The sequence below is a fragment of the Paenibacillus oleatilyticus genome (assembly GCF_018998565.1).
Taxonomy (GTDB): Bacteria; Bacillota; Bacilli; order Paenibacillales; family NBRC-103111; genus Paenibacillus_G; species Paenibacillus_G oleatilyticus.
On sequence record NZ_JAHNZO010000007.1, the window covers coordinates 226,515 to 241,316 of the forward strand.

Here is a 14,802-nt window from a genome sequence, read left to right on the forward strand (position 1 = left end):
AGCTGTTGTAGTTAATGATGAAACGAAAAGCTTGGGCGCTGCTGCTGATCGTCGTGCTTCTGGCTTCGCTGCTGCCTGCGGCTGCCTTCGCCGCTGCGGCTTGGGCGCCGAATACCTCGTACAAAGCCGGTGACATTGTCTCCTACGGAGGCTCGGATTACCAATGTATTCAACCCCACACCTCGCTCGTCGGATGGGAACCGCCGAACGTTCCCGCCCTGTGGAAGCTGCATAGCGGCGGCGGGACGGATACCCAGCCTCCTACCGCACCGGCCAATTTGAGCGTTAGCGGGAAAACATCGACCACCGTCAGCTTATCCTGGGGCGCATCGACCGATAACGTCGGCGTAACGGGCTATGACGTGTACCAAGGCGGAGCGCTTGTTGGAAACGCTGCCACGACTTCGTATACCGTGAGCGGCCTGACGCCGTCGACCTCTTACACGTTTACAGTAAAAGCGAAGGACGCTGCCGGCAACGTATCGGCCGCCAGCAATGCCGTCACCGTCACGACGGACGGGGCTCCTACCGACACGACGCCGCCTACGGCGCCGACAGGTGTTAGCGCTTCCAACGTAACGTCGACCAGCGTGTCGCTAACTTGGACGGCATCGACCGACAATGTCGGCGTAACGGGATATGACGTGTACCAGGGCAGCACGCTTGTTGGAAGCGTTGCCACGACTTCGTATACCGTGAGCGGCCTGACGCCGTCGACCTCGTACACGTTTACGGTAAAAGCAAAGGACGCTGCCGGCAACGTATCCGCTGCGAGCAATGCCATCTCCGTTAAGACGAACGGGACGTCGAACGACACAACCCCGCCTACGGCGCCGACAGGTGTTAGCGCTTCCAACGTAACGTCGAGCAGCGTGACGTTAACCTGGACGGCATCGACCGATAATGTCGGCGTAACCGGATACGACGTGTACCAAGGCAGCACGCTTGTTGGAAGCGTTGCCACGACCTCGTACACGGTAACCGGTCTGACGGCTTCAACGTCGTATACGTTTACGGTGAAAGCCAAAGACGCTGCCGGCAACGTATCCGCTGCAAGCAATGCCGTCACGGTTACGACATCCGGCAACGGCGGTGGCGGCAAGAAAATCGTCACGTATTACCCGGCTTGGGCAGTCTATGGTCGCAACTTCAAAGTGCCGGAAATCGACGCTTCGAAGGTTACCCATATCAACTATGCTTTTGCGGACATTTGCTGGAACGGCAAACACGGCAATCCGGATCCGACCGGACCGAACCCGCAAACCTGGGCTTGCGCCGATGAGAAGGGCAATATCAACGTACCGAACGGATCTATCGTTCAGGGCGATACATGGGCCGATACCGGCATGTCGTATCCGGGAGATACGTGGGATCAGCCGCTCAAGGGCAGCTTCAATCAATTGATCAAGCTGAAGAAGGCGAATCCGCATCTGAAGACGCTCATTTCTGTCGGCGGCTGGAGCTGGTCCAACCGGTTCTCGGACGTGGCGGCCGATCCGGCGACACGGTCCAATTTTGCCAAATCGGCGGTTGACTTCATCCGCAAATACCAATTTGACGGTGTCGATCTCGACTGGGAATATCCGGTCAGCGGCGGTTTGGCAGGCAACAGCAAGCGTCCGGAGGATAAGCAAAACTTCACGCTGCTGCTGCAGGCAGTCAGAAACGAGCTGAATGCCGCCGGTGCGGCCGACGGCAAGCAGTACTTGCTTACGATTGCTTCCGGGGCAGGCCCGAACTACGTGAACAACACGGAGCTGTCCAAGATCGCGCAAACGCTCGACTGGATCAACATCATGACGTACGATTTCCACGGCGGCTGGGAATCCAAGTCCGGACACAACGCTCCGCTCTATTTCGACCCGGCGGATAACAGCGAAGATCCGGTCAACTTCAACGTCGACAAGGCGGTCGATAATCATTTGAACGCCGGCGTGCCCGCCTCCAAGCTGGTGCTCGGTATCCCGTACTACGGCAAAGGCTGGCAGGGCTGCGCCTCGGCAAACAATGGCCAGTATCAACAGTGCGCCGGCGTATCCCAGAAAGGAACGTGGGAGAACGGATCGTTCGATTTCTACGATCTGGAAGCCAACTACATCAACAAGAACGGCTATACGCGCTACTGGAACAACGTAACCAAAACACCGTTCCTGTATCAGCCGAACGGCGGCATCTTCATCTCGTACGACGACGCCGAATCGATTCAGCACAAGGTCAATTACATCAAGTCCAAAGGCCTTGCCGGCGCCATGACGTGGGAAGTAACGCAGGACCGCAACAAAACGCTGCAAACGATCGTGAAAAACGGTCTGAATCCGTAAAACACCCGACAACAAGAGCACCGCATACGCTTCATACCGCACTAATGATTTCCGGCCTTCGCCCTCATCGGGCGGAGGTCTTTTGTTTATCCTTTAACGACGGGTGCAGGTACAGCAGCGAACCGGCCGTGGAAAGCAAGCCGCCCAGCAAAATGGTCCCATGCGTCCCGAGCCGTTCGGCCAGCACACCGGCCAAAAAAGCCGCCACCGGCATCAGCGTCCACGTCATAAACCGGCTCGTCGCCTGAACGCGTCCTAACAGCCGGTCGGGCGTCAATGTTTGCCGGATCGTCACGATGCACGGATTCATGGCGGAGGCGGCGATCGTCCCGGCTGCATTCGACAGCAGCAGCATGGCGTAAGTCTGCGACTGGCTGAAGACGATGACGGACAACCCGCCCAGACAGGAAGCGGCGAATAAAATGGCCCGGTAAGAGAACCGTTTTCGCAGCACGGCCGTCACCAGCGCTCCCCCGACAGCCCCCAGTCCTCCCGCAGACAAGAGCCAGCCGATGCGGCCGACAGGCAGCTGAATCGTTTCTTTGAGATGAAATACCATCATCGTCAGGAACAGCGTCGTTCCGAAGACGGATACGAGCATCGCCAGGTTCGTGAATAAAATCGGCTTCGTCCGCACGACAAACTGAAAGCCTTCTTTTAAATCCGCATACATGCCGTTTGCCGTTTGGGAGCCTGCAGTCGTCTTCCGGATAGGAAGGCTGAGAACCGTCAGAAACGAGATGAAAAAAGTGGCGCTGTTAACGAGCACTGCATATCCGGGATTGTATAAGCTGATTACCATTCCTCCCAGACCGGGCGCTGCAAGAACGGCCAAGTTCGCAAAACCCGAATTGACCGCATTCACCGTCTGCAGATCGCTTTTTCGGACGAGATTCGGCACGGAGGCGATTTGCGCCGTCGTATAGATTTGACCGAGCACGCCTGCGGCCAAGGCGCCGATGTACACGTGCCACATAGCCAGCGAATCCATGATAAACAGAAGGCCCAGCAGCCCCGTAATGACGCCTCTGCCGAGATCGCAGAGCAGCAGCAGCGTTTTGCGGTTCAACCGGTCGGACCAGATGCCGGTCAAGGGCTGCAGCAGCACCGGAAGACGTTCGAGCGCCGTAACGATTCCCATACTGACCGGTGACCCCGTAATCGCTAGAACGAGCAGGGGAATCGCGATAAGCTGAATTTGATCTCCGCAGTAGGAAATAAAGCTGCTTCCTACGAAGCGGAAGACCGGGTAATTTCTTTTGAATTCCGGCAGCGAAGGCTCGTGGCTTCGTCCGGCAGCCGATGCTTCCATGTTCCGCCCACCTTTATTCGCCTTGTCGTAAATAATCGGCCAGTTCCTGGGCCAGCGTATCGATGGCTTTCGTCTTGACACGGTACTTGGCATCGCGGATGTCGACCAGCCTTGCGGCGCGGAGCAGCTTCAAATGATGATGAATCGTCGATTTTCCGATATTCAGCCGATCTGTCAGATCTTGCAGGCTCCGGTCCTCTTCGGACAGCAGCTTGACGATGCGAAGACGGATTTCGTCGCCGAGCGCCTTATGCTTAAGAACGAGCGATGTGTCAGGCATATATTTGTCGGCAGGATGGATACTTTCGCTTGCAACAGGATAATGAAATACCTTCGTTCCTTCGATATCCGCTTCGATGTTCCATGGCCGATAGACGATTTGCGGGATGAGAAGCACCTGGTGAACGCTTGGCTCCGGTGAATACGCGACACCGCCCGTAGCCCATTCGACAAGCTCCTCCGGGGTCATCCTCTGCTGCATGCTGCGCTTGGCTTCGCCGTCTCTGGTTAAAACGGCAAGGAGCTGCTCCGCTTCCGGCTCGATAACCGTCTCGTGCCAGCCTGACATCACTTCCGCGAGATGACGCTTCAGCTCTGCCGGATCGGTTGTGCAGATAAAATCGATATAGGCCGGAAAAAACGGGTTCCCGTTCGCGAGTTCCTGCAGCTTTTGCAAGGCCTTTCTGTCGCCGGAAGCCGCCTGCTTGCGCGAGTTCTGGTGCTCTTTTCCCAGATAGGGAAGACAGATGCTTTTCAGCTCCTCCGGGGCCAAACGCTCGATATAGGCCAGAAAATCGGGCAGGGAAGCGAAAGCCTGCTGATGGAGCAGCTGGAGCAAAGCCTTCCAAGTATTGTGCTTCTCTACAAAAGCCAAGTGCCCCAGCATGTCTTCGGACAACGATGCTTTGAGCTTCCTCCAATGTTCCGTCGGCTTCTCCAGCGTATGAAGAAGCGGTGTGTTCGTCACAGCCGCAATCCCCATCGCGCATTCCCACAGCAGCGAATAGTCGAGCTGCACTTGATACGTCTCCCGCTTCCGTCCGGTGGCTTGAATGATGTCCAACCCAATCACCTCTTCGAATTAAATGATTCTCATGCATTCTATAACATTGGAATTTAAAATTCAATATTTTTAGAATTTGAATTCGAAAAAGACCGACGGTCTTCCTTTTTGAGGGAGACCGTCGGCCAGGTGAATCGTTATTTCGCTACCGTCTTGTTGTATTGCGCAAGCTTCGACGATATTTCTTTAGCTGCGTCATCCAGCGCTTCTTTCGGAGACTTCTTGCCGTTCAGCACTTCTTCGATTGCGCCTTCGGTAAGCTGGCGGGCTTCCGGGAACACGCCCATAACCGCGCCTTGCGTCGCTTTGTTCGCTTTCGTTTGGTGCAGCTGGTCGACCGCTGTTTTAAATTGCGGATACTTGGTCAGATTTTCCTTGACGAGCTGCTCGTCATACGCTTTTTTCGTGATCGGGAAGTAGCCCGTGTTGACGTGCCAGTAAGCTTGCTGCTTCGGATCGGCGAGGAATTTGATGAACTCCCATGCACCCTTCTGCTCCGCTTCGGAACGGTTGTTCAAGATGTACAGGCTCGCGCCGCCGACGATGACGCCGCCATCCTTCGCGTCCTTCGGCTTCGGCAGGAAGGCCGTGCCGACCTGGAACTTGCCTTCCGCTGCGCTGACAATCCCGCGCAGGGAAGCGGTTGAATCGAGCGTCATCGCGACTTGGCCGGCGGCGAACGCTTTTTTCGTATCGTCGGTTTTGCGGCCGAGGTTCAGCATCGTTTTGTCGTCGATCATTTGCTTCCACCAAGTCATCGTGTTGACGCCGGCATCGCTGCCAAGCAAAGATTCCGTGGCCGGGCTCGTGCGGCCGTTGCCGTTGTTCAGCAGCTCGGCGCCTTGGTTCGCGAAGAACTGCTCCATGAACCAGCCGTAGATGGCGAAGGAAGCGCCGGCTATACCGTCCTTGGTCAGCTTTTTCGCTGCTTCGGCGATTTCTTCGTAGGTGACGGGCGGCTTTTCCGGATCGAGTCCGGCAGCTTTGAACATGTCTTTGTTGTAATACAGAATCGGGTTGGATGTATTGAATGGCATCGAATTCAGCTTGCCGTCCACCGTATAATAGTTCAAAATGTTTTCTTCAAGCTGGGAGACATCGTATTTGTCAGCGTCGATAAATTTTTGCATCGGCGTGATCGCTTTGGAGTCAATCATGAAGCGGCTGCCGATTTCGTACACCTGAATGAGTGCCGGACCGCTTTTGGAATCCATGGACGCTTTCATTTTGTTCAAGCTTTCATCATAGGTGCCTTGGAATACGGCTTCGACGACGACGTTTTTCTGGGAGGCGTTGAAATCGGCGACCAGCTTGTCCACCGCTTTGCCTAGCTCGCCACTCATCGAGTGCCACCAGACGACCTTGACCGGTTCCCCGGCTTTCGGCGCTTCCTTATTCTCGGCGCCCCCGGCTGCAGGCTTGTCGCCGCCGTTGCCGTTTCCGCATGCCGCCATAAACATCATGACGAAAGCAAGCAGCAGAAGCAGCATGCTTTTTTTGTTCAGGTGCTTCATTTCGGTTGATCTCTCCCTTTAATTTGTTATTTATATATAGAGCGAGGAGGCGTTTGGAGACCCGTTGGCTCCGTTATGCGGAGTGCCTCAAAAGAGGGCCTCTGCCGCTTCTCGCGCTATGTCTTACCCTTTGATCGCTCCGGCGGTCATCCCGCGGACGAGCTGCTTCAGACCGAGCAGCAGCAAAACAAGCGATGGCAGCAGCACCGTCACGACGCCTGCCAGCACGACGTTCCAATAGGTCAGCTCTTCGAATTGCAGCATGCTGATGCCGATCTGGACCGTGCGCATCGATTGCCCGTTCGTGACGAGCAGCGGCCACAAGTACATGTTCCAGTTGCTCAGAAACGAATAGACGCCGAGCGTGGCGAGCGCGGGCTTGGCCAGCGGCAGCACGAGCCGGGCAAAGCTGCGCAGATGGCCGCAGCCGTCGATTTTGGCGGCCTCGAACAATTCGCGCGGGAGCTGCAGGAAAAATTGGCGCAGCAGGAACGTACCGAAGGCGGTTGCCAGAAAAGGCACGATCAATCCCTGGTAGCTGTCGAGCCAGCCCCAGCTTTTGACGGTCAAATAATTGGGAATGATCGTCACTTCCCACGGAATCATCATGGTGGACAGGAACAGCGCAAACAGGAAGCTTTTGCCCGGAAATCTCATATAGGCGAACGCATAAGCGGCCAGACTTGCCGTCACGAGCTGCCCCAGCATGATCGTGCCCGAGACAAGGAAGCTATTGGCGATGAATTGGCCGACCGGAATTTGTTTGAGTACTTGAATGTAGTTCTCCCAGTGTAAGCTGCCCGGCAGCAGCTTCGGAGGATACGAAGCCGACTCCGCGTTCGTCATGAAGGAGGCCGAGACGGTATACAGGATCGGATACAGGGTCAGCACCGCAGCGACGATGAGCACGGTGTACACGAACGTGTTTTGCAAGCGCGAACTCATTGATAATGTACCTTCCTTTCCAGAAAACGGTACTGGAGGACGGTCAGTATCAGCACGATGGCGAACAGGATGAGCGCCTGCGCGCTGCCGATGCCGAAACGGAAGTTCACGAACGCATCCTGATAAATATTGAACACGATGACGTCGGTGCTGTTCATCGGGCCGCCCTTGGTGAGAATGTGAATTTGCCCGAACGATTGAAACGCCTGAATGACCGAGACGATCCCGACGAAAAAGAGTGTGGGGGATACGAGCGGCACCGTCAGCTGGAAAAAGGTGCGCAGCGGTCCGGAGCCGTCGATTTTGGCGCTGTCGTAAATTTCCTCGGGCACGCTCTGCAAGCCGCTAAGCAGGACGATATAGTTGAAGCCGAGATTCATCCAAATCGTCGTGATGGAGACGGAGACGAGCGCCCAAGCCGGATCGGTCAGCCAACGGACCGGTTCCACACCGAGCAGCGTCAGGAAATAATTGAGCGTGCCCAGCGTCGGGTGATACAGCATCATCCAGATAACCGAGCCAGTCCCGACAGAGATGGCGACAGGCAGCGAGAACACGAATTGGAATGCTTTCATCCCCCGAAGCTTGCCTTGGGACAGCGCAGCGAGCAGCAGCGCAAGGGCAATGCCGACAGGGACGGTGAGAACCGTGAAGGACAGGGTGACTTTCAAGCTTTCATAAAATTTATCGGAGGCCAGCAGCTCGGTGAAGTTGTCGAGGCCGGCAAAAGCGGCGATGCGCCCCCGGGGGTCGGTCAAATGCAGGCTGAGGTAAACCGACTTCAAAAGAGGATAGAACAGAAAAATACCGAACAGCAAAAGGGAAGGCAGCAGGAAAGCATAGGCAAGCGAGGCTTCCTTCCACCGGATCATGCGCAGGCTTCGCCGGCCGGCGGCTGCCCCAGTTTGCCTCTTGGCTGAATTCGGGGCCGGACGAACCGCTGCGTTACGGTCGAGCAAGGTCATGCGGACGCTCCTTTCAGGGACTGGTCTGAACGAGCTAATTATAAAGCGGGGTTGTTATCCAAAGGTTAATTGCACGTTAAGATATTGTGGAGAACCGTTCGGAATTTACAAATTCTAAATAACGGCGGCAAATCGGTTGTTGAAATTTTGGTAAAACTATGATAATTTATAAGCAATCTCATTACATCGTGCGGAAGAACCGCCTTATGTCATGCATTGTTTGCATGCGTAAGGCGGTTTTTTGTCGTTGTCTGCGAATCGAAAGGCGGGGAGACGAAGCGATGCTGCATTACGGCTTACAGCCGGGCCAGACGCTGTCGGGGCGCTACCGGATCATGGCTCCTCTGGGGAGCGGCGGGATGAGCCGGGTGTTTCTGGCGGAAGATTTGAAGCTGAAGGGGAAGCGGTGGGCCGTTAAGGAGACGTATGTCGGGGACGACCCGTCCGCGGGGGAGAGCGGCCAGGAGGCGGCGCTGCGGCGGCACGTGCTGCTCAAGGAAGCGGAAACGATGAGCCGTTTGAGTCATCCGAATCTGCCGGATATCGTCGATTACGTTCCCGCCAACGCCCACGGTTTTCTGTACCTGGTCATGGATTATATCGAAGGGGAAACGCTGCTGCAGCGTTTCGAACGGCTGGGCCGCCGCATGGGCGAGGGACAGGCGGCGGAAATTGCGCTGCAGCTCTGCGGGCTGCTCGATTATTTGCATTCGCTCCGTCCGGAGCCGATCATCCACCGCGATTTGAAGCCGTCCAACCTGATGCTGGACGCGGACGGACGGGTGCGCTTGATCGATTTCGGGACTGCCCGCAGCTTTAAAGCGGAGCAAGCCGCCGACACGGTGCTGCTCGGCACGGTCGGCTTTGCCGCGCCGGAGCAGTTCGACGGGCGGCAGAGCGATCCGCATACCGATCTGTACGGCCTCGGCGCGCTGCTTTATTTTTTGCTGAGCGGCGGCGCGTATTACAATCCACAAAGCCCGTACCGCGAGGCGGAAGCGGCGGTCCCGCCCGGGCTCGCGCCGATCGTGCTGCGGCTGCTGCGCGCAAGCCCCGACGGCCGCTTCGCGGACGCTCGCGAAGCCGGCGCTGCGCTGGCAGGCTGGCTGGCTGCGCAGCAGCCGCAGCGGTCGGCGGCGCAGGCCAGCGCGCCGCCACAGCCGGGAGCGGCGTGGACACCGCCGCTCGTGGTCGCGGTCGGCGCCCTGTATCCGGGCGCCGGGGCCACCTTCGCCGCGCTCGCGCTCGCGCGGCAGCTTCACGATCTCGGCGTCCCGCACGCCGTGATCGAGCCGCCTGCTCCGCAGGCGGAGCTGTCCGCGATGCTGTTCGCGGACAAGAACGCGCCGCCGGCGTATCGCTGCTACAACGCGGCGGGGCAAGGCGGCCGCCCGGACGAGCGGCCCTGGGCGGACGGCCACACGCTGTGGCTGCCCGCCGAAGAGCCCGCCCCTGGCGCGGGAGAACCGCAGCTTGACGCTGGCGGCTGGCTGAAGCTGTTTCACGCGGTCCGACGCCCGGTGTGCATCGTCGACGTCGGCGCGCAGTGGGAGCATCCCGCGGTGCGGGAACTGCTCGAAACCGCAACGGACGTCATCTACGTCGTCGACCCTTTCGCGCATAAGCTGGAGCTTCCCGCGACGCGCCGCCGCCTGCGGCAGCTCGAAGCTTGGCTGGCGCCGGGACGGCGGCTGCACTGCTTCGCGGTGAAGGCGCTGAAGATGCCGCACACGGAAGCGTGGCTGCGTTTGCTCCCGCAGCGTCCCGCTTGCATGCTGCCCGCTGTGGAGCTGGCGGCGCTGGCCGAGGCCGGCTGGCAAGGACGGCTGCCGCACGACATGCCGCCGGTCCGGGACGCGCTTCGCGAAGCGATGCTGCCGTGGCTCCGGCGGTGGCTGCCGGACGAAGTGATCCCCGCGCAGCGGGAGCGGAATCGTCTCGGTCCCGCGACCAAGCTGCTGCGGTTGTTCCAATCCAACAAATAACCCGTTTATCCAGAGAACAGGAGGAGGTAACGGTTTGCAGAAAGCATGGATCGTCATCACGCTGGGCTGCGTGCTGATGGCGGGATCGATATACGGATATTGGCAGTTCATGAAGCATACCGAAATTCAAGTCCGCACCATGACGACGGTCAAACCGGTAAGGATGCTGCAAAGCGGGGAGGTCGTCGAAGCTTCCATGCTCCGCAAAGCGGTCATTCCGCTGGCGGCTCACAGCTCCGAAGCCGTGACGGACCTTGACGCGCTGATCGGCAAGACGGTGCTTGTGCCGATTGCGGACAGCGAGGAGCTGGTTTCGTGGAAATTGACCGACCGCAGCACGGTACCCCGTGCGGGAGAGCGTTATTTCAGCTTTAAGACGGATGCGGCCGTCAATGTCAACAATATGGTGCGGCGGGGCGACCGCGTCGACGTGTGGGTCGAATTCGAGACGCCCAAATTCGTCACGACCGGTTCCGGCGCGCTATGGAGCGTTGGCGCGGTCAAAATTATTGAGCAGCTCCCGGTCACAGCCGTCAAGACGGCCGAAGGGCAGGAGGTGACGGACGGAGCGACGATTGAAACGGTCGTTCAGCCGAACCAGATCCAATTGCAGAATGCCCGTTCCAAGCCGAACGGGAAGCCCGAGCTGAACACTTACATGATGAACGACGAGGTGTACGAGGCTTATGTGCTCGGCAGCATCGGCGGCAAGATTAAGCTGGCGCTGCCCGACCTGTCTGCGCCCGCTGCCGCCTCGGGAACGGTTACGGGATTGTTTCAGGAGCTTAAGGAAGCGGATTTGTTCAGCAAAACCAAGCCCCAGGCTCAAGTGAAAGGCGAGCTGAATCGAACCCAGGTCAGCGGCAAGGAAAAGGAGCCCGCCGCTGGGCAGGGGAACGGCAGCGCTTCGCCTGGGCTCAAAGCAACGGAGGTGAAACCGGCATCGTGAAGCTATTATTTGGACACCCGCAGGCCGGCGCCGCTGACCTGCTGGGGTCGCAATTAAGCCGTTCCGGCTCGGACTCGGACGGCATCGTGACGGTACAGCACCGCGACCGGTTGTTCGCGCGGCTGGAAGAAACGTTCGACGTCGTTGCCGTCCATACCGGCTTGTTCTACGATTCGTATCCTTGGGAGTGGATGCCGGAGATCCGGCGCAAGCAGCCTCAGGCCCGCGTCGTCGTAGCCCCGGACGAGGCCGTATACGATTCGTTCATGCTGGAGGCGTTGACAAGGCTGGCGGAGACGCTAGGCTTCGCCGTTCTGCCGCTGGGCGGAACGGAGCAGGAGACGTTCGAGGCGCTCGCCGCTTCCGTCGAAGGACGCAGTGTCCGCATGTCGGCCGGCGATAAACGAAACGGCATCGTGGTTGCCGTCTGGTCTGCGAGCAGCAAGGACGGGGCGACGACGGTCGCCGTCAATACGGCGCTTGCGCTGGCTTCGGCGAACCGTCTGCGCGTCGGGCTGATCGACGCGAATCTGCGCAACCCGGAAATTCGCTCGCAGCTGAATTTGACGGAGACGGACCGCAGCCAATTCAAGCTGCGGCCGAAGCTGCAGACGCACACGCTGCAGCCGGAAGATCTGCTCGATTCGTGCATGACATACCGGAAGATGAACGGACTGCATATTTTGACCGGCTCGCCGCGCCGTGATACCGCGCTCGATATGACGCCGGAAATGATGGCGCATTTGCTGCAAACGGCCAGATCCGTATTCGACGTGACGCTGGTCGATCTGAATGCCTATCCGGATAACGCCGCGACGGTGTGTACCGTCCGCGGAGCCGACATCCGCTGGCTCGTCGCCCAGAACAATTATGCTTCCTACCGCACGAGTTGGCGCGAATGGTTTGACTGCTATTGGAAATATTGCGGCCTGACTCCGTCCGACATCTCGCTGATTCTCAACCGCGCGTCGGCGGACGATAAGCCCGAACGGATCGCGGACGCGCTGCACATGTCTTTGGGCGCATCGATTCCGAATGTACCCGGCGGTCTCGGCATGAAAGCCGTGCACGAAGGAGTGCCCCTTTACTTGATGCCGAAGGCGGAGCCGTTCACGGAAACGATCGACAGGCTGGCAGCCTCGCTGACGAAGCGGGCGGAAGGAGACGTACAGGGAACGGAGCTTGCCCCAGGCCGGCGGCGTAAGGTGGGATGGATCTCCAAATTGAGCGCCTTGTTCGGATAGGAGGGACGGACTTGTCATTACCGACAGCCCATCGAGGAGGCGGGCGGATGCGCCCGAGAATCCGATTCGACGCCGGGCAATATTTGAAGGATTTGATGCAGGCGGACCAGGCGCGTGAGCGTACGCCGGTCTCGTGGTCGAGCCTGAACGCGGCCGGGCATAAAAAAGGAGTGCAGCGGATGCCCTTGGCCGATGCGGTGAAGCTGGTGTACGAGCATTTAACCGAGCGCTCCAAGAAGGATCAGGCGCTGTATGAAGATATTTTGCAAGCCGGGCTTGGCGAGCCGCTGGCGCAAGTGCGGATGAAGGCAGTCATCGATACGCTGCTGACCGAGTACCGTATCGATATCGAACCGGACACGCTGACGCCGCCGCTGACCCCGACGGAATGCGTATTTGCCGACACGTGCGGCGCGGGATTGATTGAGGATTTGTACCGGCTGCCCGATGTGGAAGAGGTTCAGGTCATCGGCTGCGACATCTTTCTCCTTCGCGGCGGAGAGATGATACGTCACGTCCGCCGGTTCGCTTCGCTTGCCGACGTTTTGCTGCTGCAGGATCGTTTGGCGCTGTGCGGCAAAAAGCCGATCAACGAACGGCAGCCGTTCATCCAGTCCTATTTGTGGAACCGTTCGCGGCTTGTGATGACCCGGCCGCCTTATTCCGATGTCCCGAGTATTCATATCCGCAATTTCATCGTCAAAGACGTGACTCTTGAGCTGCTGGCCGATTTACATACATTGAACGAGCCGATGGCGCGTCTCCTGCGCCTGCTGGTCCGCTACCATGCCAGCTTTTTGATCGGCGGAGGCACGGCGACCGGCAAGACGACATTTTTGTTCGCGCTGGCGCAGGAAATTCCGGAGAACGAACGGATTCGGACGCTGGAGAAAGAATTCGAGGTCGCGCTCCGTGAGCGACTGCGGGGGAACCGGAACATTTTGGCCGTCCGGGAAGTGGATGAGATCGGGCTAAGCATGGAGGAGTCGTTCAAGCCGCTGCTTGTGATGAGCCCGCATTGGGTGATCGTCGGCGAAGCGAAAGGCTCCGAGGTGTCCCAGATGGTGCAGGGCGCGCTGCGCGGGCACGACATGATGGGCACGATGCACACGAAGTACCGCGATTCGTTCATCAGCGACGTCGTGGATATGATCAAGCAGGACGGGCGGCAGCATGACCAAACCGATACCGTCAGACGCGTAGCCCGGGCGTTTAACCTCATTGTGTTTTTGCGCCTTGTGCGCATCGGGGGCAAGCCGGTTCGGGTAGCGACGGAAATTACGGAGCTTTCCGTGGATGAACGGCAAACGGTACATATTCGTCCGCTTGTCGAATGGGATTTTCAGCGGCAGACGTGGAGGTTTACCGGCGAGCGTTTCAGCCGTTCGCTGATGGACCATCTCGTGGCAAACGGGGCCCATCCCGACGAGTTTCGGGAATTGGGGGTATGGGGAGCATGAGCGTATCGGCACAGCTCATTCAAGGCAGTCTGAAGGGCCTGCTCTTCGGCTGTTGGATCGTCGGGTCGCTGCTGCTGGTGCTTTGGCTGTTGAGGATGACGGGGGCCGGAGCGGCCCGGCGCCGCCGCTTCAGGTCGCTTGGGGGCAATCCCGGCCGCCGAACCTTGGGAGGCTCGCTTACCGGGCTTAGGCCTATCCGGCATCTGACCGAGGAAATGGAAGTCGCTGAGCTCAAGATCGGGGTTGAGGTGATCGGCGCGATCATGCTGCTGTTGGCGTTTGTCGGATTTTTCGGCTCGGATGCGGCCGTGCAGGTGATGCAGCAGCGTTTTGCCGTCGGTGCGGACCGGCTGCAGAGCTTTCACGTATGGACGCTCAGCGGCGCCATCGCTTTTTTGCTCGGCTCGTTTCCTTATTTTTATGTCCGGTTTCGCGTTCAGCGCAAGCGTCACCGGATTGCGAATCGCATGATCATGCTCGTGCAGAACTTGATCGGCCATTACCGTTCCCGGCTGACGCTGGCCGAAGTGATCGTCAAAGCGTCGAAGACGATGCCGGACGAGGTCCAAAGCGAATGGAGACGCCTAGAGCTCGCGCTTCATATGAAATCGGTCGATGAAGCGCTGTACGAGTTTGCGCGCCGAATTCAAAGCGAATGGGCTGACGATCTCGCGGATTTGCTGTTGATCGGGTCGCACTACGGCACCGACGTCACCGAATCGCTGCATCACTTGGTCGGCAAGATGCAGGCGGCCAAGCGACACGAAGAAAACCGGCTTGCCATGATTACCGTTTACCGGCTCGGCACGACCTTTATGATCGGCTTCGCTTTCTTCGTTGTCGGCTTCAACATTTATGCGGATGGAGCAAATTACCGCCACTATTTCGTCGATCCGGCCGGCAAGTCGCTGCTGATCGTTTCCAGCGCCGTCATGTTCATTTCGATGATCATGGTCATCAAGTCGGGCCGTAAAGCGTTTTAAGCGAGCGCTGGATTAGACGGTTGGCAAAACTTTTGCAGTGATGCAATATTCTGCATCCCGG

11 protein-coding genes are annotated in these 14,802 nt (G+C 58.3%); 6 read left to right on the plus strand and 5 right to left on the minus strand.

Annotation, left to right across the window (positions count from 1 at the left end; translation table 11 throughout):
* Nucleotides 1-14: 14 nt before the first annotated feature.
* Nucleotides 15-2,321, plus strand: coding sequence for a glycosyl hydrolase family 18 protein (locus KQX66_RS12000; protein WP_216792687.1), 2,307 nt, complete (start codon nt 15-17; stop codon nt 2,319-2,321).
* 64 nt (nt 2,322-2,385) lie between these two features.
* Here the strand turns inward: KQX66_RS12000 and KQX66_RS12005 are convergent, their stop codons facing one another.
* The 5 genes from KQX66_RS12005 to KQX66_RS12025 all read right to left on the minus strand — a co-directional run bounded on the left by KQX66_RS12005 (nt 2,386) and on the right by KQX66_RS12025 (nt 8,120).
* A complete protein-coding gene (locus KQX66_RS12005; RefSeq protein ID WP_216792688.1) occupies nt 2,386-3,633 on the minus strand; it encodes an MFS transporter in 1,248 nt (415 codons plus the stop codon).
* A gap of 13 nt (nt 3,634-3,646) precedes the next feature.
* On the minus strand, nt 3,647-4,696 hold the full coding sequence (locus tag KQX66_RS12010; protein WP_216792689.1) for an ArsR/SmtB family transcription factor: 1,050 nt from the start codon (nt 4,694-4,696) through the stop codon (nt 3,647-3,649).
* Nucleotides 4,697-4,833: 137 nt separating this feature from the next.
* On the minus strand, nt 4,834-6,210 hold the full coding sequence (locus KQX66_RS12015) for an ABC transporter substrate-binding protein (protein ID WP_216792690.1): 1,377 nt from the start codon (nt 6,208-6,210) through the stop codon (nt 4,834-4,836).
* Between the two features lie 123 nt (nt 6,211-6,333).
* Nucleotides 6,334-7,155 (minus strand): carbohydrate ABC transporter permease, encoded by an 822-nt coding sequence (locus tag KQX66_RS12020; RefSeq protein WP_216792691.1) that lies wholly within the window; start codon nt 7,153-7,155, stop codon nt 6,334-6,336.
* Nucleotides 7,152-8,120, minus strand: coding sequence for a carbohydrate ABC transporter permease (locus tag KQX66_RS12025; protein ID WP_216792692.1), 969 nt, complete (start codon nt 8,118-8,120; stop codon nt 7,152-7,154). Before KQX66_RS12025 ends, KQX66_RS12020 begins: the two co-directional genes overlap by 4 nt.
* Nucleotides 8,121-8,401: 281 nt before the next feature.
* On the opposite strand from KQX66_RS12025, the gene KQX66_RS12030 reads away from it, so the two are divergent.
* The 5 genes from KQX66_RS12030 to KQX66_RS12050 are packed head-to-tail and all read left to right on the plus strand — an operon-like array spanning nt 8,402 to nt 14,741.
* On the plus strand, nt 8,402-10,105 hold the full coding sequence (locus tag KQX66_RS12030; RefSeq protein ID WP_216792693.1) for a serine/threonine protein kinase: 1,704 nt from the start codon (nt 8,402-8,404) through the stop codon (nt 10,103-10,105).
* A gap of 34 nt (nt 10,106-10,139) precedes the next feature.
* On the plus strand, nt 10,140-11,054 hold the full coding sequence (locus tag KQX66_RS12035) for a CpaB family protein (RefSeq protein WP_216792694.1): 915 nt from the start codon (nt 10,140-10,142) through the stop codon (nt 11,052-11,054).
* Complete coding sequence (locus KQX66_RS12040; protein WP_216792695.1) at nt 11,051-12,298, plus strand: CpaE/TadZ family protein; 1,248 nt, start codon at nt 11,051-11,053, stop codon at nt 12,296-12,298. Before KQX66_RS12035 ends, KQX66_RS12040 begins: the two co-directional genes overlap by 4 nt.
* A gap of 47 nt (nt 12,299-12,345) precedes the next feature.
* Nucleotides 12,346-13,758 (plus strand): ATPase, T2SS/T4P/T4SS family, encoded by a 1,413-nt coding sequence (locus tag KQX66_RS12045; RefSeq protein WP_216792696.1) that lies wholly within the window; start codon nt 12,346-12,348, stop codon nt 13,756-13,758.
* Complete coding sequence (locus KQX66_RS12050) at nt 13,755-14,741, plus strand: type II secretion system F family protein (RefSeq protein ID WP_253957090.1); 987 nt, start codon at nt 13,755-13,757, stop codon at nt 14,739-14,741. Before KQX66_RS12045 ends, KQX66_RS12050 begins: the two co-directional genes overlap by 4 nt.
* The last annotated feature ends 61 nt before the right edge of the window (nt 14,742-14,802 follow it).

Bases quoted from the DNA above. Each gene is read 5' to 3' on its own strand.
- KQX66_RS12000 (WP_216792687.1), top strand. From the start codon at position 15: ATGATGAAACGAAAAGCTTGGGCGCTGCTGCTGATCGTCGTGCTTCTG.
- KQX66_RS12005 (WP_216792688.1), bottom strand. From the start codon at position 3,633: ATGGAAGCATCGGCTGCCGGACGAAGCCACGAGCCTTCGCTGCCGGAA.
- KQX66_RS12015 (WP_216792690.1), bottom strand. From the start codon at position 6,210: ATGAAGCACCTGAACAAAAAAAGCATGCTGCTTCTGCTGCTTGCTTTC.
- KQX66_RS12020 (WP_216792691.1), bottom strand. From the start codon at position 7,155: ATGAGTTCGCGCTTGCAAAACACGTTCGTGTACACCGTGCTCATCGTC.
- KQX66_RS12025 (WP_216792692.1), bottom strand. From the start codon at position 8,120: ATGACCTTGCTCGACCGTAACGCAGCGGTTCGTCCGGCCCCGAATTCA.
- KQX66_RS12030 (WP_216792693.1), top strand. From the start codon at position 8,402: ATGCTGCATTACGGCTTACAGCCGGGCCAGACGCTGTCGGGGCGCTAC.
- KQX66_RS12045 (WP_216792696.1), top strand. From the start codon at position 12,346: ATGCGCCCGAGAATCCGATTCGACGCCGGGCAATATTTGAAGGATTTG.
- KQX66_RS12050 (WP_253957090.1), top strand. From the start codon at position 13,755: ATGAGCGTATCGGCACAGCTCATTCAAGGCAGTCTGAAGGGCCTGCTC.